The organism is Microcella humidisoli (genome assembly GCF_024362325.1).
Lineage (GTDB): Bacteria > Actinomycetota > Actinomycetes > Actinomycetales > Microbacteriaceae > Microcella > Microcella humidisoli.
Genome location: NZ_CP101497.1, coordinates 2,052,004 through 2,072,625, shown reverse-complemented (window position 1 = coordinate 2,072,625; position 20,622 = coordinate 2,052,004). Strand labels below are relative to the sequence as shown.

The 20,622-nt window shown below is 72.4% G+C and carries 21 protein-coding genes and 1 tRNA gene; 5 read left to right on the top strand and 17 right to left on the bottom strand.

The features are described from left to right. Positions 1-50: 50 nt before the first annotated feature. Both NNL39_RS10040 and NNL39_RS10035 read left to right on the top strand, forming a co-directional pair. Entirely contained in the window at positions 51-1,559 is a 1,509-nt protein-coding gene (locus NNL39_RS10040) for a sensor histidine kinase (protein WP_255159146.1), read from the top strand. Then, a complete protein-coding gene (locus NNL39_RS10035) occupies positions 1,556-2,218 on the top strand; it encodes a response regulator transcription factor (RefSeq protein WP_255159145.1) in 663 nt (220 codons plus the stop codon). The genes NNL39_RS10040 and NNL39_RS10035 overlap by 4 nt, the downstream gene beginning before the upstream one ends. Positions 2,219-2,270: 52 nt before the next feature. Here the strand turns inward: NNL39_RS10035 and NNL39_RS10030 are convergent, their stop codons facing one another. From NNL39_RS10030 to NNL39_RS10020, 3 genes are all read right to left on the bottom strand, one after another. Continuing rightward, positions 2,271-2,639, bottom strand: a complete 369-nt coding sequence (locus tag NNL39_RS10030; protein ID WP_255159144.1) for a hypothetical protein — start codon at positions 2,637-2,639, stop codon at positions 2,271-2,273. 134 nt (positions 2,640-2,773) lie between these two features. Further along, positions 2,774-3,196, bottom strand: a complete 423-nt coding sequence (locus tag NNL39_RS10025) for a hypothetical protein (protein ID WP_255159143.1) — start codon at positions 3,194-3,196, stop codon at positions 2,774-2,776. A gap of 68 nt (positions 3,197-3,264) precedes the next feature. Further along, positions 3,265-4,497, bottom strand: coding sequence for a phosphotransferase family protein (locus NNL39_RS10020; protein ID WP_255159142.1), 1,233 nt, complete (start codon positions 4,495-4,497; stop codon positions 3,265-3,267). A 279-nt stretch (positions 4,498-4,776) separates the two neighbouring features. On the opposite strand from NNL39_RS10020, the gene NNL39_RS10015 reads away from it, so the two are divergent. Then, positions 4,777-5,028, top strand: coding sequence for a hypothetical protein (locus NNL39_RS10015; protein ID WP_255159141.1), 252 nt, complete (start codon positions 4,777-4,779; stop codon positions 5,026-5,028). Here the strand turns inward: NNL39_RS10015 and NNL39_RS10010 are convergent. Then, positions 5,025-6,281: a glycoside hydrolase family 3 N-terminal domain-containing protein gene (locus NNL39_RS10010; RefSeq protein WP_255159140.1), complete on the bottom strand. Its 1,257-nt coding sequence runs from the start codon at positions 6,279-6,281 to the stop codon at positions 5,025-5,027. The genes NNL39_RS10015 and NNL39_RS10010 overlap by 4 nt on opposite strands. 47 nt (positions 6,282-6,328) lie before the next feature. Here NNL39_RS10010 and NNL39_RS10005 point away from each other — a divergent pair, with 47 nt between their 5' ends. Next, complete coding sequence (locus tag NNL39_RS10005; protein ID WP_255159139.1) at positions 6,329-7,159, top strand: UbiA family prenyltransferase; 831 nt, start codon at positions 6,329-6,331, stop codon at positions 7,157-7,159. On the opposite strand, the gene NNL39_RS10000 is transcribed toward NNL39_RS10005, so the two are convergent. Next, a complete protein-coding gene (locus NNL39_RS10000; protein ID WP_255159138.1) occupies positions 7,156-8,532 on the bottom strand; it encodes a DHA2 family efflux MFS transporter permease subunit in 1,377 nt (458 codons plus the stop codon). The genes NNL39_RS10005 and NNL39_RS10000 overlap by 4 nt on opposite strands. A 101-nt stretch (positions 8,533-8,633) precedes the next feature. On the opposite strand from NNL39_RS10000, the gene NNL39_RS09995 reads away from it, so the two are divergent. Further along, positions 8,634-9,002, top strand: coding sequence for a rhodanese-like domain-containing protein (locus NNL39_RS09995; protein ID WP_255159137.1), 369 nt, complete (start codon positions 8,634-8,636; stop codon positions 9,000-9,002). 25 nt (positions 9,003-9,027) lie between these two features. Here NNL39_RS09995 and NNL39_RS09990 read toward each other — a convergent pair whose 3' ends face one another. The 12 genes from NNL39_RS09990 to NNL39_RS09935 all read right to left on the bottom strand — a co-directional run bounded on the left by NNL39_RS09990 (position 9,028) and on the right by NNL39_RS09935 (position 20,618). Next, on the bottom strand, positions 9,028-10,089 hold the full coding sequence (locus NNL39_RS09990; RefSeq protein ID WP_407665171.1) for an LLM class flavin-dependent oxidoreductase: 1,062 nt from the start codon (positions 10,087-10,089) through the stop codon (positions 9,028-9,030). Positions 10,090-10,169: 80 nt separating this feature from the next. Further along, positions 10,170-10,841: a pyridoxamine 5'-phosphate oxidase gene (gene pdxH, locus NNL39_RS09985; protein ID WP_255159135.1), complete on the bottom strand. Its 672-nt coding sequence runs from the start codon at positions 10,839-10,841 to the stop codon at positions 10,170-10,172. Further along, positions 10,838-12,679, bottom strand: coding sequence for a hypothetical protein (locus NNL39_RS09980; RefSeq protein WP_255159134.1), 1,842 nt, complete (start codon positions 12,677-12,679; stop codon positions 10,838-10,840). Before NNL39_RS09980 ends, pdxH begins: the two co-directional genes overlap by 4 nt. Further along, positions 12,676-14,586: an outer membrane protein assembly factor BamB family protein gene (locus tag NNL39_RS09975; protein ID WP_255159133.1), complete on the bottom strand. Its 1,911-nt coding sequence runs from the start codon at positions 14,584-14,586 to the stop codon at positions 12,676-12,678. Before NNL39_RS09975 ends, NNL39_RS09980 begins: the two co-directional genes overlap by 4 nt. A gap of 28 nt (positions 14,587-14,614) precedes the next feature. Next, positions 14,615-16,018 (bottom strand): pyridoxal phosphate-dependent decarboxylase family protein, encoded by a 1,404-nt coding sequence (locus tag NNL39_RS09970; RefSeq protein WP_255159132.1) that lies wholly within the window; start codon positions 16,016-16,018, stop codon positions 14,615-14,617. A 125-nt stretch (positions 16,019-16,143) separates the two neighbouring features. Beyond that, positions 16,144-16,216 (bottom strand) — tRNA-Ala (locus NNL39_RS09965). 89 nt (positions 16,217-16,305) lie between these two features. After that, positions 16,306-16,665 carry a TFIIB-type zinc ribbon-containing protein gene (locus tag NNL39_RS09960; protein WP_255159131.1) on the bottom strand — a complete coding sequence of 120 codons (360 nt, stop codon included), beginning with the start codon at positions 16,663-16,665 and terminating at the stop codon, positions 16,306-16,308. Between the two features lie 24 nt (positions 16,666-16,689). After that, a complete protein-coding gene (gene rsfS, locus NNL39_RS09955; protein ID WP_255159130.1) occupies positions 16,690-17,067 on the bottom strand; it encodes a ribosome silencing factor in 378 nt (125 codons plus the stop codon). 35 nt (positions 17,068-17,102) lie between these two features. Then, positions 17,103-18,425: a hypothetical protein gene (locus tag NNL39_RS09950; protein WP_255159129.1), complete on the bottom strand. Its 1,323-nt coding sequence runs from the start codon at positions 18,423-18,425 to the stop codon at positions 17,103-17,105. Next, entirely contained in the window at positions 18,422-19,042 is a 621-nt protein-coding gene (gene nadD / locus NNL39_RS09945; protein WP_255160928.1) for a nicotinate-nucleotide adenylyltransferase, read from the bottom strand. Before nadD ends, NNL39_RS09950 begins: the two co-directional genes overlap by 4 nt. A 23-nt stretch (positions 19,043-19,065) precedes the next feature. Next, positions 19,066-19,266: a hypothetical protein gene (locus NNL39_RS09940; protein ID WP_255159128.1), complete on the bottom strand. Its 201-nt coding sequence runs from the start codon at positions 19,264-19,266 to the stop codon at positions 19,066-19,068. A gap of 65 nt (positions 19,267-19,331) precedes the next feature. Further along, positions 19,332-20,618, bottom strand: a complete 1,287-nt coding sequence (locus NNL39_RS09935; protein ID WP_255159127.1) for a glutamate-5-semialdehyde dehydrogenase — start codon at positions 20,616-20,618, stop codon at positions 19,332-19,334. Positions 20,619-20,622: the final 4 nt, after the last annotated feature.

Genomic DNA, 20,622 nt, shown 5'->3' with positions numbered 1-20,622 from the left:
AGTGTTCTCATCTGGGCTTCTGGGCATCGACGGCCGCTGATAATGGGGGAATGTCGCGAACGCCGCTCCCCCGGTTCTCGGTGCGGTCGCGCATCCTTGCCGTGATCCTCGTCGTCACCGCCCTCGGCATGTCGGTCTCGGGCTTCACGGCCTACCTCGTGCAGCGCGACCGCGTGCTCGAAGGGCTCGACACCGACCTGCTCGCCTCGGTCGAAGCCGCGCGCGGCATTGTCACGGGCGCCTCGACGTCGTCCGCCGATGAGAACGCCCCCGAGGCGGCGGCGCTGCCGACGACCGCCGTCGACGCCTTGAGCGACATCCTGCAGCGGCTCGTGCCTGGCCGGCACGAGAGCAGCGTCGGCATCATCGATGGCGAGGTGCGCTGGCTTCCGTTCGTCGAGACGGCGTTCGATCTGGAAGACGACCCCGCGTTCATCGCACGCGCCTGGCAGGAGGCCTCGTCGGGCGAAGTGACGCTCGGCACCGCCATCACGAGCGTCGGCACGCTGCGCTACGTGAGCGTGCCCGTGATCATCGAGGGCGACGAGCAGCTCGGCGTGTTCGTCACGGCGGTGGATGCGCAGCGCGCGGTCGACGAGGTCGGCGGCGCCTTCCTCACCTACGCGGGCCTCGCCCTGCTCTCGCTCGCCGCGATCGGCGTCATCGGCTGGTTCGTCGCGGGGCGCTTGCTCGCCCCCATCCGCACGCTCTCCGAGACGGCCTCGCGCATCACCGCGGCAGACGTCAGCGAGCGCATCCCCGTCATCGGCCGCGACGACGTCTCGGCGCTCACCGAGACGGTCAACGCCATGCTCGACCGCATCGACGAGGCGCTGACGAGCCAGCGGCAGCTGCTCGACGACGTGCGGCACGAGCTCAAGACGCCCATCACGATCGTGCGCGGGCACCTCGAGCTGCTCGATGAGAGCAAGCCCGACGATGTGCGCGCCGTGCGCGACATCGCCATCGACGAGCTCGACCGCATGGCCGAGCTCGTCAACGACATCGACGCGCTCGCGCGGGTCGAGCGCAGCGAGGTGCTCGCCGAGCCCACCGACATCGCCGACTTCACGGCGCTCGTCTTCAGCAAGATGCAGGCGATCCCCGGGCACGACTGGGTGCTCGTCGAATCCGCCGACGTCGTCGCGCCGCTCTCGCCCTCGCGCATCACGCAAGCCTGGGTGCAGCTCGCCGACAACGCGGCGAAGTACTCGCCCGAGGGCACTCCGATCCGCGTCGGCAGCACCTCGTACGCGGGCACGGTCGAGTTCTGGGTGGCCGATGCCGGACCGGGGATTCCCGCCGGCGCCGAGAAGCGCATCTTCGAGCGGTTCGGGCGGGCCGACACGGGCCGCGGTATCGCGGGGTCGGGCCTCGGCCTGCCCATCGTCGCCGCGATCGCCCGCGCGCACGGGGGCTACGTCAGCCTCGACAGCTCCTCGAGCGGCTCGCGCTTCGGCATCGTCGTGCCCACCATCGAGCGGGGTGCCGCGCCGCCGCCGCCCGCCGCCGGATTCATCGAGCCCGAGACCGTCGACCCCGCGAGGAGCCCCGCATGAGCAGCATCCTGATCGTCGAGGACGAGAAGCGCATCTCCTCCTTCGTCGAGAAGGGGCTCGCGGCCGCGGGCTACACGCCGACCGTCGTCGACAACGGGCTCGACGCGCTCGACTACCTCGCGACGGGCTCGTTCGACCTCGTACTGCTCGACGTGGGCCTGCCCGGCATCGACGGGTTCGAGGTGCTCTCGCGCCTACGCGCGCGCGGCGAGACCGTGCCGGTCATCATGCTCACGGCGCGCACGAGCGTCGACGACACCGTCGCGGGCCTCGACGGAGGCGCCAACGACTACCTGCCGAAGCCCTTCAAGTTCGACGAGCTCGTGGCCCGCATCCGGCTGCGCCTGCGCGAATCGGGCCAGCAAGCGGCTGTCGAGACGGTGCTGCGGCACGGCGACGTGGCCCTCGACCTCAAGACCCGCCGCGTCTCCGTCGGCGACCGCGCGATGGATCTCTCGGCACGCGAGTTCGCGCTCGCCGAGCAGTTTCTGCGGCACCCCGAGCAGGTGCTCTCGCGCGAGCAGCTGCTGAGCCGCGTGTGGGGGTTCGACTTCGATCCGGGGTCGAACGTCGTCGACGTGTACGTGCGCTACCTGCGCGGCAAGATCGGCGCCGAGCACATCGAGACGGTGCGCGGCATGGGATACCGGCTCGTCTGAGGCGTCAGGCCCGGACGAGGGCCGGCCGTCATCAGACGGCCGTCACACGGCGTCAGTTGTCGATGCTCGCGGGGCTCGCGGGGCTCGCCGGAGAGGCGGCGGAGGTGTCGGAGGTCGCCGCGGGTCGCGGTGCGACGGGCTGCGGTGCGGGGGCCGGCGCCCGCTCGACCGTCGGCGACGACGCGGGCCCGCCGGTCGACGCGGGCGCGGGCGAACTCGTCGGCACGGGGAAGGTGACGTCGCCGCCACCGATGGTTCCCTTGCCGTCGAGGGGCGCGGTCGAGATCGGGGGCACCTCAGCGCTCGTCGAGGTGTCGACGAGGGGCATCGCGTTCGCGACGCCGATCGCGCTCGTCGCGAGCATGCCCACGCCGAGGGCGGTGGCGGCGGAGATGGTGATCCAGTGCGGGGTCGCGGCCATGTTCATCCCTCCTCGTCGGGTGTCGGTGCGGGGGCGCTGCTGCGATTCTCGCGGCCGCGCATGAGAAAACCGGCGGCCCCCGATGAGAGAACTCTCATCGGGGGCCGCCGGACGACGATCAGCGTGCCGATCGATCAGTCAACCGAGTCGACGCTCGCGGGCGAGTTGACCGAGGCCGGGCTCGCGGGCGACGCGGGGCTGGCCGGGCTCGCGGGCGAGGCCGGGCTCGCCGGGCTCGGCGGGGTGTCGACCGAGGCGGGGCTCACGGGCGAGGCCGGGCTGTCGACCGAGGCCGGCGAGACCGGCGAGTTCGTCGAGGCCGGCGACGGGGGCGACGTCGTCGAGGCGGGCGACACGATGCTGTCGCTCTCGACACGGAAGTCGAGGTCGCCCGAAGTCGTGCCGTCGTCGTCGGTCGTCGAGATGCCGGGAACCGAGAGGCCCGTGGCGTTCTCGATGAGGGGCATCGCGTTGGCGACGCTCGCGGCGCCTCCGGCGATGACGCCCAGGCTCAGGGCCGAGGCCGCTCCGACGGCGATCCAGTTCTTGGTGTCCATGATGGTCCTCCCTCTGCGGGCCGTGCGGCTCGCTGTTGATGAGGCAACTCTCGCCCGCGGGCATGAGATCACCAGGAGGAGGTGGTGAGAGGCCTCTCATCCGCATTGACCACGCGATGTGCGCGTTCGATGAGCTCGGTCGCGCCCGCCGAGCCGGCCGCCGAGCGCGAGAGCGCATGGCCGAGAAGCTGGGTCGCGGCGATCGCGTGCGCCCGGTCGACGAAGCCCGTCTCAGCCGAGCGGAACCAGCGTCGCCGCCAGCCGTCGGCGAGCACCGACGAACGGCGTGCGCGCACAGTGGCCCGGCTGCCGCCGTCGTGCACGACGGTGGCGATGAGGTGGGCGTACAGCGCGGCGGCATCGTCGGCCGGATCGCCCCAGCCCGAGGTGTCGATATCGAGCACGCCCGTCACGCGCGTCGGCGCCGCCGGATCGACGAGCAGCTGAGCCAGGTGCAGGTCGCCGTGCACGGTGCGCGAGGGGGGCGGCGTCCCTCCGGCGCGGAACCGCTGCGTGATCGTGCGGGCCGTGCGCTCGATGAGGCCGTCGTGCGCCGGCAGCTGCTCGATGAGTCGCTCCTCGTACCAGTCCACGCGCCGCACGAGCGAGGCACGGGCGGTGGACGTGGAGGGCACGCGCGCGATCGCGCTGACGACCGCCTCGATCTCGTCGAGCAGCGCATCCGGTGCGGGGATGCGGTCGAGCACGGCGATGAGCTCGGAGCCGTCGAGGGCCTCGAGCGCGACGAGCCCCTCCTCGCTCCAGCCGAGCACGGCGGGCACGGGGATACCGGCCTCGCGCCACAGCGTGTGCCGAGCCTGAAGCGGTTCGGCCGCGGGGGGCCGCACGACCTTCAGGAAGTACGCGGTGCTCGCCGTGTCGACACGCACGACGGCGCGCTTGCCCGGCCGGTAGGCCGCGAGGCTCACCCGCAGGTTGTCGACCGGCAGCCCGAGTCGCGCGAGCACGACGCCCGCGGCTTCGGCGTAGACGGCCGTGCGCAGCGCGGGCAGCGCGGGGTCGGCCGGGTACACCCACACGTCGACCCGCTCGCCCGTCGTCGGGTTGCTGAGAGCCAGCACGCCGGGGCGCGTCGCCTCGGGCGGTGAGGTCTCGACGAAGACCGTGTGGTCGGCGGTCGAGCCCGCCGCATCGCGCAACGTGACGCGGTAGCCGTGCGTGAAGCCGTTGCCCGTGGGCTCGACCTGCAGCGCGTGCGCCTCGACGAGCGCGGAGTCGAGCGACGCCGCGACGGCATCGAGCACGTCGCGATGGAGAAGACGATCGCTCGATTCAGGCACGAGACCATTCTGTCCGGTCACGCTGGATGCGGGCGCTGTGGGGCGGCGCGTCGCCCCGCTCGCCGCGTTCCCGATCACGGCGCAGTGCTTTGCGATCGGGACCTTCGGCCCCTGCGCACCCCTCCGTTGGGGGGTCGTGACACCCGGTGCGGCGGTTGCCAGCCGCGTCACGACAGGCGTACCCTTGACCCAGGCCCCTCCCCCAGGGACCGACACCCGAATACGGTCCGTTACCCGCGGATCCGCGTTCCTCGATACCCGACGGGAACGGTGAGAATCATGATCGCGCTTGTGATCACTGCAGCAACCCTGATGCTGGTGGGCGCCATCGTCATCAGCCTCGAGCGTCACCGGCGACTCACGCCGCTGACCGCCATCGTCACCGGCCTCGGCACCCTCGCCGTCGTGCTCGGCGCCATCACGGCCACGGTCGCGACAATCGATCCGGCGACGGCCGACATCGTACCGCGCGGCGTCACGATCAACCAGCTGCCCGAGCGCGTCACCGACGTCGAGCTGCCCACCCTCTAGCCGGTCGGCGGCACGTCCGCGAGCGCGAGCGACCGGGGCGACTCTCCCCAGCATTTCGGCCCGCAGTCGACGTACGGCTCGACGAGGCCGCTTGCCGCTCGCCGCAGGCTCAGCACGCGATGCAGCGAGGCGTCGATGCGCGCTTCGACGAGGCGGCCGTCGCCGACCGCGCGCTCGAGCGCATCGAGCAGGCCGGTGAGATCGACGCCGACGCTCCCGGGGTCGGCCGGCAGCACGAAGAGCACGATGTCGTTGCCCGCCGCGAGCGCGCGGATCGCGTTGCGCAGCGGGTTCTCGTACTCGGGCAGGCCCGAGCGCTGCAGCATGAGCAGGTCGTCGGTGACGATGACGCCGTCGAAGCCGAGCTGCTGGCGCAGGATCGTGACCCACGTGGGCGAGAGCGATGCCGGCAGGGGGCTGATGCGGTCGAACTGCAGGTGCCCCATCATGACGAGCGGCGCGCCCGCCTCGATGCCCGCGCGGAACGGCACCGCATGGGTGGCGCGCCAGGCGCGCATGCCGATCGACGATCGCGGGATGCTGATGTGCGAGTCATCGGGGCTCGCACCGTGCCCGGGGAAGTGCTTGAGCGTCGAGAGCACCGTGCCGAGCTCACCCCGCACCGCGGCCGCGACGCGCTCGGCGGCCGCGGAGGGCGACTCGCCGAGCGTGCGGCTGCGGATGAACGACGAGCTGTCGGGCGTGACGTCGGCCACGATCCCGAAGTTGATGAGCACCCCCGCCTCGGCGACGAGCGCCGCGCGGGTGCGGAAGGCCTGCTCGGCCGCCGACGCGGGCAGCCCGCGCAGCTCGCGCGCGGCCGCGGCGTCGTCCTCCCGCAGGCGGCGCACGATGCCGCCCTCCTGGTCGATCGCGGTGAGCACGGGCAGCCCGGCCTCGCTGCTGAGGGCCCCCGTGAGCCCGGCGACGGTGCGCGCGGGCCCGCCGACGTTGTCGCCCATGATGATGACGCCGCCGAAGCCGTAGCGGTCGAGCACCGAGCGGATGCGCGCGGCATCGGTGCCCGGCACGTGCACCATGACGAGCGCGGCGAGCTTCTCGCGCAGCGTCATCGCCGCGATGCGCTGCTGCAGGTAGACCTCGGTGACGTCGAGCGGCGCCGGGGCGCCGACCAGGCGGCCAGGCTGCGGCTCAGGCGGCGGGGGCTCGGCCGTGCATCCGGTGACGACGATGACGGCCGCGAGGGCGAGCGCCGCCGCGCGCCCGAGTCGGGTGGGGCCGCGTCGTCGCATGAGTAGATGGTATCCGCGCGCCCATGGCGCCCGCCTACGATGGGCGCATGACGGCAGGGGTGCGGGCGATTGTGAGCGCGGCGCACGCCGGGCCGACCGTGCTCGTGACGCTCGTGACGGTGCTGCTGGCCGCGGTGAGCGGCCTCGGACCGGGGCGCATCGCGCTGCTCGGCGCCATGATGCTCGCGAACCAGCTCTCGATCGGCTGGTCGAACGATGCGATCGACGCCGCGCGCGACCGCGATGCCGCCCGCGCCGACAAGCCCGTCGTGCGCGGCGAGGTGTCGGCGCGCACGCTCATGACGCTCGCCCTCTCGGCGGCAGCCGCGGCAGTGCTCGTCTCGCTCGCCTTCGGCCTCTGGCTCGTGCTCGTGCATCTCGTGGCGCTCGGCTCGGGCTGGGCCTACAACGCGGGCCTCAAGCGCACCGTGCTCGCGACCGCCTGCTATGTCGTGGCGTTCGCGCTCCTGCCGATGCTCGTGACGCTCGCGCGCGAGGAGCCCCGGCCCGCGGCATGGTGGGCGATCGCGATGGGCGGGATGCTCGGCCTCGCCGCGCACTTCGCGAACGTGCTGCCCGATCTCGAGGCCGATGAGCGGCACGGCATCCGCGCTCTGCCGCACCGGCTCGGTGCGCGCGCCGCGGGAGCCGTCGCGCTCGCGGCGCTCGCGGCGGCGGGCGTGCTCGGCGTGCTGGGACCGGGCGCGGCGACGCCCGTGACCGCTGTGGGCGCGGCCGCCACCGTGCTGCTGCTCGTCGCCGGACTCGTCGTGCTCGCCCGCTCCCCCGGCTCGCGCGCGCTATTTCGCATCATCATGCTCGCGGCTCTCGCCGCGGTGCTCACCCTCGCCGGAGCGGCAGGCGCGCTCGTCGCCTAGCCGGCTTCGGTCGCCGCGGCGGGCTCACGGGCAGGGTTCTGGATGCCGATCGCCGACACCACCGCACCCACGAGCATGAGCCCCGCGCACAGCAGCAGTCCGGCGTCGAGCCACGCGTCGTCGACCGTCGTGCCGATGACGGCACCGAGCAGGGCGATCGCGATGAGCCCGGCGATGCGCGCCACGGCGTTGTTGACGGCCGAGGCGATGCCCGAGCGCTCGGGCTCGATGGCCCCGAGAATCGCCGAGGTGAGCGGGGCGACGGTGATGGCGACGCCGAGCCCGTAGAGCAGCACGCCCAGCAGCGCTTGCGAGACGAAGTCGAAGGGCGTCTCGATGGCCCGCAGCAGCAGGAAGCCGACCGCGGCGAGCGCGGGGCCGCCCGCCATGAACCAGCGCGGGCCGATGCGGCCGGCGAGCGCGCCGAAGCGCGCGGAAAGCACGATGAGCATGATCGTCAGCGGCAGCATGACGAGCCCCGACACGGTGGCGCTGAGACCCGCGACCTGCTGCAGGTAGACGACGATGACGAGGCCCGAGACCGAGAGCGCGGCGTAGACGGCGACGGTCGCGAGGTTGCCGACCGCGAAGTTGCGGTTGCGGAACAGCGAGAGCGGCATCATGGGGTGCTGCGCGGTCGCCTGGCGCACGATGAAGGCGATGAGGCACAGGATGCCCACCGCGAGCGGTCCCCAGACGACCGGCGATGCCCAGCCGTAGTTGGCCTGCTCGATGAGGGCGAAGACCAGGCCGCCGAGGCCGAGCGCCCCGAGCACGGCGCCCGCGATGTCGATGGGGGTGCGCACGGCGGCCGGCTCGTTGCGCATGCGCGCCATGAGCACGAGCGTCAGGGCGATGGGCACGACGTTGATGACGAACACCCATCGCCAGCTCGCGAGATCGGTGAGCACGCCGCCCAGAAGCGGGCCGACGATGAAGGCAGCGGAGGTCCAGGCCGTCCAGAGCCCGATGGCGCGAGCCTGGCTCGCTCCCCGGTGGGCGCCCATGATGAGCGCGAGCGAGCTCGGCACGAGCAGCGCCCCCGCGACCCCCTGAGCCGCGCGCGCGACGATGAGCAGCTCGGCAGTAGGCGCGAGCCCGCAGGCGAGCGACGTCACACCGAAGCCGACGAGCCCGATGCGCAGGATGGCGACGCGGCCGAGCAGGTCGCTGAGCGAGCCGGCGAGCAGGATGAGGGCTCCGAGGGTGATGAGATACGCATCCACGACCCACTGCTGCACCGGCAGGCCACCCCCGAGCTCGGCGGAGATCGCGGGCAGGGCGACCGTGACGATCGATCCGTCGAGGAAGGCGACGAAGGCCGCGAGGATGGCGACGATGAGCACGCGGCGGTCGAGCGCAGGAGAGACCATGGGGCCAGTCAAGCACCGCGGGCGCGTCCGGCGCCTGCGAGTCCTCTCAATACCCCCGGGGGTATACTGTGGAGCGACATCCCATCGACCCCGGAGGACCCATGCGCCGCATCCTGCTCTCGATCACCCTCGCCCTCGGACTCGCGCTCGGCGCAACCGCCTGCGCGAGCCCCACCGAGCCCGTCGCCCTCGATGCCGACACCGTCGTCATCGACGTGCGCACACCGGCCGAGTTCGCCAGCGGCCACCTCGAGGGCGCGGTGAACATCGACGTGCAGTCGCCCGACTTCGAGGCGCTCGTGAGCCAGCTCGACCCCACGGGCAGCTACTACGTCTACTGCCGCAGCGGCAACCGCTCGGGGCAGGCCATCGACCGCATGACGGCCCTCGGCTTCGCCGACCTCACGAACGGCGGCAGCGTCGCGAGCGCGTCGAGCAGCACGGGCATCCCGGTCGTCACCGGACCGTAGCCCGGCACTCGTGGCGGTCGGTGCCTCAGGCGCCGGCCGGCACGAGCTTCTCGGCGAGCAGCTCGCGCACGCGCGGAATGACCTGCGTGCCGTACAGCTCGATCGCGCGCATGAGCTTCTCGTGCTGCAGCGGGCCGGTGCTGTACTTCAGATCGAAGCGCTGGATGCCGAGGGTCGAGACCGTGGCCGCGATCTTGCGGGCGACCGTCTCGGGCGAGCCCACATAGAGCGAGCCGTGCTCGACCTCCTGCTGGAAGTGCGCATAGGTCGTCGGGCCCCAGCCCCGCTCGCGGCCGATGCGGCCGAACATCTGCTCGTAGGCCGGCCACAACTCTTCCATCGCCTGCTCGTCGGTCTCGGCGATGTAGCCCGGCGAGTGCACGCCGACCGGCTGCCACGGCTGCTCGAGCTGCGTGAGGGCGCGGTGGTAGAGCTCGACGAACGGCGCGAAGCGCTCGGCCGGCCCACCGATGATGGCGAGCATGAGCGGGAACCCGTAGTTCGCCGCGCGCACGACCGACTCGGGGCTGCCGCCCACGCCGACCCACGTGCGCAGTGCGCCGCTCTCGGTCGTCGGGTACACCATCTGGTTCTGCAGCGGGGCGCGCGTCGAGCCCTGCCACGTGACCGGCTGCTCTTTGTGCACCTCGGCGTAGAGGTTGAGCTTCTCCTCGAAGAGCCGCTGGTAGTCCTGCAGCTCGTAGCCGAAGAGCGGGAACGACTCGGTGAACGACCCGCGGCCCATGATGACGTCGGCGCGGCCGTTCGAGATCGCATCGATCGTGGCGAAGCGCTGGAACACGCGGATGGGGTCGTCAGAGCTCAGCACCGTCACGCCGCTGCCGATGCGGATGCGCTCGGTGCGGGCGGCGATCGCGGTGAGGACGATGTCGGGCGCCGAGACGGCGAAGTCATCGCGGTGGTGCTCGCCGACGGTGATCGCGTCGACGCCGACCTGGTCGGCCAGGACGCCCTCCTCGACGACGTTGCGGATCACCTGGGCGTAGGGCAGCGGCTGCCCGTCCGCGGCAACGGTGACATCACCGAAGGTGTCGATGCCCAGCTCGAGGTCGTTCGCGTCGGCAATGGCCACTGGTCTCCCCTATCTATGCGTACGTATCGACGGGGTCAACCGTCTCACGAACCGCCCTATTCCCGCGACCGCGATCAGGGCTGCAGGCGCTCGATCCGCCAGTCCGAGCCCTCGCGGTGGAACAGCAGGCGGTCGTGCAGGCGGGAGGTGCGCCCCTGCCAGAACTCCACGCGGTCGGGAACGATGCGGAACCCGCCCCATCGCTCGGGCCGGGGAACCTCGGGCGCATCCACGAACCGCTCCTCGGCGTCGTGCACCTTCTGCTCGAGCGCCTCGCGCGAGGCGATGGGCTGCGACTGGTCGCTCGACCACGCCGCGACCTGCGCCCCGCGCGGACGGTTGGCGAAGTAGGCGTCGCTGTCGGCCGCCTCGACGGGATGCGCGTGCCCGAAGATCTTGACCTGCCGGTGCAGCGTGTACCAGGGGAACACCACGGCGACCGCAGGGTTCGCGAGCAGGGCACGGCCCTTGCGCGAGGTGTAGTCGGTGTAGAACGCGAAGCCGCGCTCGTCAACGCCGCGCAGCAGCACGGTGCGGATCGAGGGCGCGCCGTCGGGGTCAATCGTGCCGAGCACCATCGCGTTCGGCTCGTAGACGCCGCGCTCGGCCGCCTCGGCGAGCCAGGCCGTGAACTGGGCGAACGGGTCGGCCGCGAGGTCGGCCTCTTCGAGCTTCTCGACGCCGTAGTCGGTGTGCGTGCGCAGCGCGCTCTCGAGGGTCGGGTCGGTGCCGGCGGGATCGGTCATGCAGCCACGGTAGGGGCTTCGGGCCGGGAATCGGCCGAGTCGCGTGCGGTGGCCGTCGCCCACACGGCCATCACGGCGGCCAGGATGAGCGCGGTACCGAGCAGCTCATCGCCGAATTGAGCGAAGGCGTCGAGATCGATCGCGGCGCCCAGGTCGCGCGCGAGGGTTCCGAAGGCCAGCACGGTCACGCCGAACACGGCGTTCGCGAGGAAGAGCATGACGCGCGCCGGCCGCGGGTAGGCGGCACTCTCGCCGTGGGTGATGTCGGCGTCGGTCACGAACCCCCAGACGAAGCCGAACAGCACGAGGGCGATGCCGCTGGCCCCGATGACGGCGCTCAGCGGGTCGGCGAGCACATCGCGCCACGCCGCCGCGGCCGAGAGCAGCAGCGCCACCGTGAGCAGGGCGATGCGGCGAGCGTCGAGCCGTCGGCGCACCGCCAGCACGACCGCGAGCGTCAGCGTGCCGAGCGCGATGACGACGGCGAGCGCCGGCGACGACCACGTCAGGGGTGCGCTGACCAGCGCCGGCAGCACGCTCAGCAGCGCGAACAGCCCGATCGCGGCGAGCAGCTCGGGCAGGCCGCGCGCGCCGCGCCGTGCCAGCACGAACGCAATGACGATGAGGGCGATGCCGACCGCGCCCCGCACGATCGTGAGGGCGACCGTGCCGCGCAGCGCATCGGCGATGACGAAGACGACGCCCACGGCGGCGCCGTCAGCGCCCCACGCGGTGACGACCTGCGCCGCGAGCAGCAGCACCACGACCGGTGCGAGGGTGATCGACAGGGCGGCGGCCACCGGCAGCCCGGCGTCGTCGAGGCGGCTCATGACGTCGTCGATGCGGGTCGCCGACGACCGGCGCGCCCGTGCGATGCCCCACCACAACCCCGCGATCGCGAGCACGATGCCGATCGACAGCGGCAGATCGCGCACCTCGACGACGACCCCGCTGCCGGTGGCGAGCCCCAGCGCCAGCTCGATGACCCGCCACAGCGCGACCAGGACGAACGCGATGATGAGCACGAGCGAGACCGAGCGCAGCACTCCGCGCCGACGGGCGTTCTCGAGAGGCCGATGCACGGCGGCGACGGCCGTCGTCGACGCCCCGATCGCGAACTCCGCGACGGCGACTCCTGCGGCGAGAGCCGCCGGAACGGCCAGCTGCCCGAGCGACGACATGACGAGCGAGGCGGTCGTCGGCCCGAAGTCGAGCCCGAACGGAGCCGCCTGCGCCGCGCTGCGCCCGAGCGAGACCACCGTCGAGAGCCCGGTGATCGCGAGCACGAGCGGAAACTCCCACCAGGCGAACACCGACCGGCGCCGCAGCACGACGAGCAGGATGATGCCAACGACCGCGAGCATCGACACGATCTTGCCCGGCGTGATCGAGACGCCGCCGGCGCCGTCGGCCCCGAGGTCGAGCGAGCCGATGAAGAGCAGCACGAGCGAGGTCATGATCGTCAGCACGACCGTCGTGCGCCGCCGCGTGTGCAGCGCCGCCGTCTGCATGAGGGCGAGCGACAGGATGACGAGCCAGAAGATCGTCGGCAGCAGCAGCCGCGGCAGCGAGAGCACGATCGAGCCCACGCTCACCGTCAGCGGCGAGATCGACCGCACGAGCGGGGCACCCAGGATCAGCGCGACCGCCAGGCAGAACGCCACCACCCCGACCACCACGATGGGGCCGAGCCCGCGCGGCGAGTCGGTATCGCGCAGGCGCCCACGCCGGATCGGGTCGACGATGATGCCGCGCCACAGCGTGCGGGCGCCCGTGGCGATGCGCGACATCGTGCGCGAGCGCGGCGGCGACAGTGCCGTCATCCCCTCCGCGCTCATCGCAGCTCCCAGCGCCGCAGCACGCCATCGCTCTCGAGCACGACGAGCGCGGCGCCGACCGCGAGCACCGACCGGCTCGCCGAGATCGACCCCTCGTCGATGGGGTGCGCGTCGATGACGGCGCCATCGACGGTGGCCCGCAACTCGACGTCGGCGGCCCGCACGATCGTGACGACGCTCGACGTGCTCTCGCCCACCAGGGCCTGCCCGCCCGCTCCGCGCCACCGCACCTCGCCGCTCTCGGCCTCGATGGCCACAACGGCCTCGTCGGTGAGGGCGACCACGGCGTCGTCGACGACCAGCACGCCGCGCGCGAGACCCGTGTACCCCGTGCTCCAGCGCTCGTCGCCCGAGACCCGCTCGAGGGCGACGATCTCGCCCGACTCGAGCATCGCCACGACCAGCCCCGACGTGCCGCCCGCGGCCGCGAGCTCGACGACGAGCCCGGGCTCGTCGCGCCAGACGACGGCACCCGTGGCGGCGTCGAGCGCCGTGAGCCGCTCCCGCTCATCGGCCACCAGCACGAGATCGTCGACGACGACGACCTCGGCGCGGGCGTCGGCGCCGAGCGACTGCGACCAGCGGGGAGTGCCGGTGCGGGCATCCAATCGCGTCACGGTGCCGCTGCGGGCGGCGACCACGATGTCGTCGGTTCCGGAGTCGCCGGCGGGAACGGCGACCGGTGCGGCGAGCACGAGCTCGTCGGCCGCCCAGTTCCAGAGCCGGCGCCCGGTCGCGTCGTAGGCGACGACCTGCCGCCGCGCCGTCGTCGCCACCACGAGATCGCCGGCCGTGCCGACGGCCACGACCGTGCCGCCCGGGTGCCCGAACCACGCGAGCCGCGCCTGCGCGCGCCCGAGGGCGAGCACCTGCACATCGTCGCCGCGATCGTTGACCACGACGAGTCGACCGTCGGCGGTGGCCGCGGGCGCGACGGGGTACTGGCCGGTCACGTCGGAGGCGCCGAAGAAGGGATCGGTGATGGCGATCGGCAGGGTGCGGCCGGGCAGGAGGCGCGAGGACGGGTCGAGCAGGGCGCCGAAGGATGCCGCGACGGTCGCGGGCCCGCCGAGCGGTGCGAGAGCGCCCGGACGCAGCTCAGCGCGGCCCGCGGGCCGATCGTCGATCGTGCCGCTGCTCCACACGGCTCCGCGCCCCGGGCACCACACCGTCGACTCCTCGAGGGTCGTGGAGAGGCCCCCATCGACATCCTCGATGCGCACGGTGCTCTCGACGCCGATGCAGCCGCCCGTCAGGGGAATCTCGCGGCCCTCGTCGAAGTCGGTGAACGGGCCATCGGCGCGCAGCGCGGCGAATTCGGCCGTGTAGACGAGCACACCGCCGGGCAGTGCCGAGCCGGTCGAGCTCCAGGTGTCTCCCGGCTGCACCTCGGGCGGCAGCAGCACGATCGCGGGCTCGAACACGAAACCGATCGGCCCGCCCCACGAGGCGACCTGGGTGACGCCGTCGCTCGACAGCCGGAACAGGTCGGCGCCGCGCTCACCGCGATCGTTCACCGTCGATGCCCGCCACCACTGCGCCTCGCGCACCTCGGTCTCGCCGAGCGAGCCGAGCACGCTCGCGGCGATCGTCGAAGGCGCCGCGAAGATGCCCTCCATGCCGATCGAGCGCGTGTGCTCGGTGACGATCTGGATGCCCGCGGCGTCGGTCGCGACCGAGCGCTGGCCATCCGGCGGCACGAACCGGGCGGCCGCGCCACCCGACACCTCGGGCGCCACGAGGTCGACGGCGTCGAGCGCCGCCCCGAGCATCAGCACGACGAGCGGCGTCACGACCCACGGCACCCAGCCGGGCGTCCTCGCGCGCACGGCGTCATCAGCGCCCGGCGGCGCGGGCGGCGGCGCGGGCGACGGCTCAGGCGACGACTCCGGGGCGCCGATGGTCACGAGCGCCAGTGTACGGCCGCCCCCGCGCTCACTGCATCGAGTCGAGAATGCCGATCAGGTCGTCGAGCGTCGTGCGCGGGTTGACGATCGCGAACCGCGCGTTCGTGCGGCCCGCGTGCGAGCTCGGCACGACGAACGCGTGCTGGTCGTCAAGCAGGCGGTTCGACCAGTGGGCGTAGTCGCCCGGGCTCCAGCCGACACGCTCGAAGACGACGACCGAGAGCTGCGGCTCACGCACGAGCGCGAGGTAGTCGCGCGCGGCGATCTCGCTGGCCACGGCATGGGCGAGCTCGATCGAGACGCCGATCGCATCGCGGTACGCCTGCGCCCCGAAGGTCGCGAGCGAGAACCACAGGGGCAGCCCGCGGGCGCGCCGGGTCAGCTGCACCGAGTAGTCGGAGGGGTTGTATTCGGTCGACTCGGTGAGGGCATCCAGGTATTCGGCGTGCTGCGTGTGCGCGAGTCGCGCGATCTCGGGGTCGCGGTAGAGCAGGGCGCACGAGTCGAACGGCGTGAAGAGCCACTTGTGCGGGTCGACGATGAGCGAGTCGGCGCGCTCGATGCCCGCGAATCGCGGCCGAGCGAGCGCACTGAGCGCCGCGGCGAGGCCGTAGGCGCCGTCGATGTGCAGCCAGAAGTCGTGCTCGTCCTTGAGCGCGGCGATCGAGGCGATGTCGTCGACGATGCCGAAGTTCGTCGAGCCGCCCGTCGCGACCACCGCGATGACGGCCTCGCCGTGCTCGACGAGCGCGGGGCGCACGGCGTCACCGTGCAGCATGCCGCTCTCCCCCACGGGCACCGCGACGACATCGATGTCCATGACCTTCGCGGCGCTCGCGATCGACGAGTGCGCCTCGGCGCTCGCGATGACCACCCAGCGCTCCGGCCGCGGGCGCCCGGCCTCGCGACGGAGGCGATCGGCGTGATCGCGCGCGGCGACGAGGGCCGAGAGGTTGCCGATCGTGCCGCCCTGCACGAAGACGCCGCCCGCCGTCTCGGGCAGCCCGAACTCGTGCGCGAGCCAGGCGAGAACATCGTTCTCGGCGTAGACGGCGCCCGAGCCCTCGAGCCAGGAACCGCCGTAGACGGCCGTCGCCGAGACGATGAGGTCGAACGCGGTGGCCGCCTTGGAGGGCGCCGAGGGGATGAATGACAGGTACTGCGGGTGCTCGGTCGTGATGCACGAGGGCGCGAGCACATTCTCGAACAGGGCGAGGGCGCGGCGCGCCCCCATTCCCTCCTCGCTGATGGTGCGGCCGGCGAGGCGCCGCAGCTCGGCGGGCGTGAACGGCTTGTCGAGCGGGGTGTCGTCGCTCAGGATGCGGCGGCGCGCGTACTCGAGGACCATGTCGACGATGGCGGTCGTCTCGTCGGTGATCGCGTGCATGCGCGTTGCGGAGGCGGACGGGGATGCGGCCAGATCGCGGCTCACGGCGGGTCCTCTCGAACCGGATCGACGCGCCCGGCGCGTGATCCCCCGGCGCGCCGCCCCGCCACTCGGGTCAGCAGGCGCCGGATACGACGAATCCCGGCCGAGACCGGGATATCGTTCGTGCGTGGACCTGAGGGGACTCGAACCCCTGACCCCCTGCATGCCATGCAGGTGCGCTACCAGCTGCGCCACAGGCCCGTGGCTGCCGGCCTCTCGGCCGGTGACAACTCGACAAGACTAGTACACGCCGAGGCCGCCGACCAATTCGGCGGCGGCGCCACCGCGCCTCAGTCGAAGAGCTCGCTCAACCAGTTCTTGGGGCGCTTGTACGACCCGCCCGGGTGGCCGTAGCCGCCGCCGTAGCGGGGCGCCGAACCGGGCGAGTTCGAGCCCCAGCGCTGCGGGTAACCCGGCTGCGCATAGCCGCCCGGCGGGTAGCCGCCCGCGGGGCGAGCGGGTGCTTCGCGCGGCAGCTCGACGCGCGGCGCGGGAGCCGGCGCGGGGCCGGGTGCGCTCGAGGCGCGATCGATGATCTTGTCGAGCTCGCCACGGTCGAGCCAGACCCCCCGGCACTGCGGGCAGTAGTCGATCTCGATGCCGTTGCGGTCGCTCATCACGAGCAGGGTGTCGTCGGTGGGGCACTTCATGCCCCCCAGTCTGCCCGTGGTCGGCTATGCGTCGACTGGATGCTCGCCGAGCGTCAGCGGAATAGTCGGGCAGTCCTTCCAGAGGCGCTCGAGCGAGTAGAACAGGCGCTCCTCCTCGTGGAACACGTGCACGACGATGTCGCCGAAGTCGAGCAGGATCCAGCGGCCCTCGGCGCGGCCCTCGCGGCGCAGCGGCTTCGCCCCCGCCTCGATCATGCGGTCTTCGATCTCGGCGGCGATGGCCTGCACGTTGCGCTCGTTGCGCCCGGTGACGAGCAGGAACACGTCGGTGAGCGGCAGCGGCCCCGACACGTCGAGAGCGACCAGGTCGTCGCCCTGCTTATCGTCGGCGGCGCGGGCCGCGACCTGGGTGAGGGCGATGGCGCGTTCGGTGGCGGTCACGGGTTCCTTCGACGAGAGGCGGGAGGGCAAAGCATTCAGAATAGCCCGTTGACCGCGGCGAGCACGAACAGGCCGATCGCGACGACGGCCATGACGACCGTCGAGGCCACGAGCACGGTCGTGACGGTGTTGCTCGCGGGGCCCTTGCCGGTCGCCATGATCGGCGCTGCACCGGTGTGGCTGCTGACGGCCCGCAGGGCGCTCACGGGAGCGGAATCGGGGTGCGCCACCTCGAACTCACCGGGCTCGAGCAGGTCGTCGACGTCAGGGCTCTCGTGCACCTGGGGCACCGCTCCCGTCGACGACACGACGCGGGGCAGATCGATCATGCCGGTGATGATGATCTCGCCCGTCCCTGCGACCGGGCCGGCGATGCTCACCGACGGCATCTCGGGCAGCACGAGCGCGTTCGTGTTCGTGAGACTCGCCGTCGACCCGACCTCGCGGCTGAAGGTGTTCTCGAACGGGTCGTCGTCATCGTGGATGCCGACCGACCAGTGCGACCCCGTCGGGGCCGACCCCGCCGAAGGATACGGCTCGGGAGCGGGCTCGGCGAGCGGCACCGGCGGAGGTGCCACGAACTGCGGAGCGAGCGGCACGGGCTCGGCCACGACCGCGGCCGGCGCCGGCGCCGGTGCCGGCTCGGCAGACAGTGCGGCGGGCGGCGCGGGAGCTGGCTCGGCGACCGGCGCGGCAGACGGCGCGGCGGCCGGCGCGGGCGGAGCAACGAGCGGGGTGGGAGCCTCGGCGACGGGCTCGCGCAGGGCGCGCAGCTCGCGGCGGGAGAGGGTCTGCTCGAACGCGGACGGCGAGGCGGCGATGCCCTGAGCCTCGGCGGAAGGCGCGAGGTCGCCGCCCTGTGGCATCGGAGCGATGACGTGCGGCGCGGGTGCGGGCGCCGGGACGGCGGGCTGCTCGGGCCGGGGGGTCAATTGGGTGTGGTACTCGAGCGAGGTGTCGAACTCGGCGGTCGGGGGCGCGAACGGCTGCTCGGTCGGTGGCCGGAAGTCGCGGCGGCGCACCTGCTGCGCGGGCGGCGGGGCGACCGGCGGAGCCACCGGGGGCGCGAGCGGAGCACCGTGCTCGCTCGAGGGCGCGGGCGACTCGGCGGTGCCGTGATCCCCCGGCGTGATGACCGTGTGGGTCGGCGGGGCCGCGTCGTAGTGAGGCACGCGCGGCCGCACCTGCGTTCGGTACGCCACATCGCTGGGGGCCGACGACGGCACCGAGACCGGGGTGCCCCCGCGCACGCGCCGGGTCACGGGCTGCGCGAAACCCTCCGGCGGAGCATCCTGCGCCGACAGCTCGGCCTGCCGCGCGGCGCGGCGGCTGAGGGGCGGGTCGGTGGGATTGCTCATGATGTCGGGCTCCGATAGAGCTGGTGCTTCGAGATGTACTGCACGACGCCGTCGGGCACGAGGTACCAGACCGGAGAGCCGTGCTCGACGCGCTCGCGGCAGTCGGTCGACGAGATGGCCAGCGCGGGAATCTCGAGCAAGCTTACGTCGCCCTCCGGTAATCCGCGAACGCTGAGGTCGTGGCCGGGGCGGCTGACGGCGATGAAGTGCGCGAGCCGCCAGAGCTCAGCGGCGTCTTTCCACTCGAGGATCTGCGCGATCGCATCGGCGCCCGAGATGAAGAACAGGTCGGCATCAGGATGCTGCGCCCGCATGTCGCGCAGCGTGTCGATCGTGTAGGTGGGCCCGTCACGATCGATGTCGACACGGCTCACCCGGAAGCTCGGGTTGGCCGCCGTCGCGATCACCGTCATGAGGTAGCGGTGCTCGCTCTCGGTGACCCGCTGCTTCTGGTACGGCTCACCCGTCGGCACGAAGACGACCTCATCGAGCTCGAAGGCGTGCGCCACTTCGCTCGCGGCCACGAGGTGGCCGTGGTGAATCGGGTCGAAGGTTCCGCCCATGATGCCGATCCGCGCGCGAGGCGCAGCGGGCGGGGAAGCGGTTGTGGTGGCGATGGGTATCGCGTCGGCAGCCCGGCTCAGTGGCCGGCGTCGTGCCCGCTCGGCTTGTTCGCGGTCTTGTGGCTGTGGCGGTTCGCGACATCGCGGTAGGCGAAGGTCACGAGGCCGAGCATGAGGAAGACGAGCGCGGCGGCACCGGCGATCACCTCGGGCGGGGCGATGAGCGGAGCAAGCTCCTCCTCCGAGGCGAGGATCGCAGTGGCCAGCGTCGTCAGCATTCGGGGCTCCCGTGGTCGTGGGCGGTGATGCGCGGCAAGCTACCGCGCGTTGAGTCTACCGACTGTCACCCGCGAACCTGCCCGGCGCCGCGCACGATCCACTTCGTGCTCGTCAGCTCGGGCAGCCCCATCGGGCCGCGGGCGTGCAGCTTCTGGGTCGAGATGCCGACCTCGGCGCCGAAGCCGAACTCGCCGCCGTCGCTGAAGCGCGTGGAGGCGTTGACCATGACGACGGCCGAATCCACTTCGGCGAGGAACCGCTCAGCGTTGGCCATATCGCGCGTGATGATCGACTCGGTGTGCTGGGTCGAGAACCGGCGGATGTGGGCGAGCGCGGCATCCAGATCGTCGACGACCGCGACGCTCAACTCGAGGGCCATGTGCTCGGTCGCGAAGTCGTCGTCGGTCGCGAGCGGTAGGTCGGGGTCGAGGGCGCGAGCGCGCTCATCGCCGCGCACGATGACCCCGGATGCCCGCAGCGCCTCGAGCACGGGCGGCAGCAGGCGCGCGGCGGCATCGCGATGCACGAGCACCGTCTCGACGGCGTTGCACACGCTCGGCCGCTGCACCTTGGCGTTGTGGACGATGTCGACGGCGAGCTGCTCGTCGGCGGTGGCGTCGAGCACGATATGCACGACGCCCGCACCCGTCTCGATGACCGGCACGGTCGACTCGCGCACGACGGTCTGGATGAGGTCGGCACTGCCGCGGGGAATGAGCACGTCGACGAAGCCGCGTGCGCGCATGAGCGCCGTGGCCCCGGCTCGACCGTGGGCGTCGATGGTCTGCACGGCCTCGGGCGGCAGTCCCGTCGAGCGCAGCGCCTGCTGCAGCGTCGCGACGAGCACGCGGTTCGAGCTCTCAGCGGCGCTGCCTCCGCGAAGCAGCACGGCGTTGCCGCTCTTGAGGGCGAGCGCGGCGATATCGACGGTCACGTTCGGGCGCGCCTCGTAGATGGCGCCGACGACGCCGAAGGGCACGCGCACCTCGCTGAGCTGGATGCCGTTGGGCAGCCGCGACCCGCGCACGACGGTGCCGACCGGGTCGGGCAGGGCGATGACGTCGCGCACGGCCGCTGCAAGGGCGCCCACGCGGGCCTCATCGAGGCGCAAACGGTCGAGCAGGCCGTCGGAGAGCCCCGTCGCGCGCCCGCGCTCGAGGTCGTCGGCATTGGCCGCGATGATCTCGGTCGACGCGGCCTCGAGTCCGTCGGCGATCGCGGCGAGGGCGGCGTTCTTGCGCGCCGTCGTCATGGTCGCGAGCAGGCGCGAGGCCTCCTTCGCGGCCGTCAACTCGGCGTCGATGAGCGCCGCGGGCGGAGTGGTCACCACGTCGGTGACGAGGGTCGACATGCCC

Bases quoted from the DNA above. Each gene is read 5' to 3' on its own strand.
- NNL39_RS10040 (WP_255159146.1), top strand. From the start codon at position 51: ATGTCGCGAACGCCGCTCCCCCGGTTCTCGGTGCGGTCGCGCATCCTT.
- NNL39_RS10035 (WP_255159145.1), top strand. From the start codon at position 1,556: ATGAGCAGCATCCTGATCGTCGAGGACGAGAAGCGCATCTCCTCCTTC.
- NNL39_RS10030 (WP_255159144.1), bottom strand. From the start codon at position 2,639: ATGGCCGCGACCCCGCACTGGATCACCATCTCCGCCGCCACCGCCCTC.
- NNL39_RS10025 (WP_255159143.1), bottom strand. From the start codon at position 3,196: ATGGACACCAAGAACTGGATCGCCGTCGGAGCGGCCTCGGCCCTGAGC.
- NNL39_RS10015 (WP_255159141.1), top strand. From the start codon at position 4,777: ATGATCGCGCTTGTGATCACTGCAGCAACCCTGATGCTGGTGGGCGCC.
- NNL39_RS10010 (WP_255159140.1), bottom strand. From the start codon at position 6,281: ATGCGACGACGCGGCCCCACCCGACTCGGGCGCGCGGCGGCGCTCGCC.
- NNL39_RS10005 (WP_255159139.1), top strand. From the start codon at position 6,329: ATGACGGCAGGGGTGCGGGCGATTGTGAGCGCGGCGCACGCCGGGCCG.
- NNL39_RS10000 (WP_255159138.1), bottom strand. From the start codon at position 8,532: ATGGTCTCTCCTGCGCTCGACCGCCGCGTGCTCATCGTCGCCATCCTC.
- NNL39_RS09995 (WP_255159137.1), top strand. From the start codon at position 8,634: ATGCGCCGCATCCTGCTCTCGATCACCCTCGCCCTCGGACTCGCGCTC.
- pdxH (WP_255159135.1), bottom strand. From the start codon at position 10,841: ATGACCGATCCCGCCGGCACCGACCCGACCCTCGAGAGCGCGCTGCGC.
- NNL39_RS09980 (WP_255159134.1), bottom strand. From the start codon at position 12,679: ATGAGCGCGGAGGGGATGACGGCACTGTCGCCGCCGCGCTCGCGCACG.
- NNL39_RS09960 (WP_255159131.1), bottom strand. From the start codon at position 16,665: ATGAAGTGCCCCACCGACGACACCCTGCTCGTGATGAGCGACCGCAAC.
- NNL39_RS09950 (WP_255159129.1), bottom strand. From the start codon at position 18,425: ATGAGCAATCCCACCGACCCGCCCCTCAGCCGCCGCGCCGCGCGGCAG.
- NNL39_RS09940 (WP_255159128.1), bottom strand. From the start codon at position 19,266: ATGCTGACGACGCTGGCCACTGCGATCCTCGCCTCGGAGGAGGAGCTT.
- NNL39_RS09935 (WP_255159127.1), bottom strand. From the start codon at position 20,618: ATGTCGACCCTCGTCACCGACGTGGTGACCACTCCGCCCGCGGCGCTC.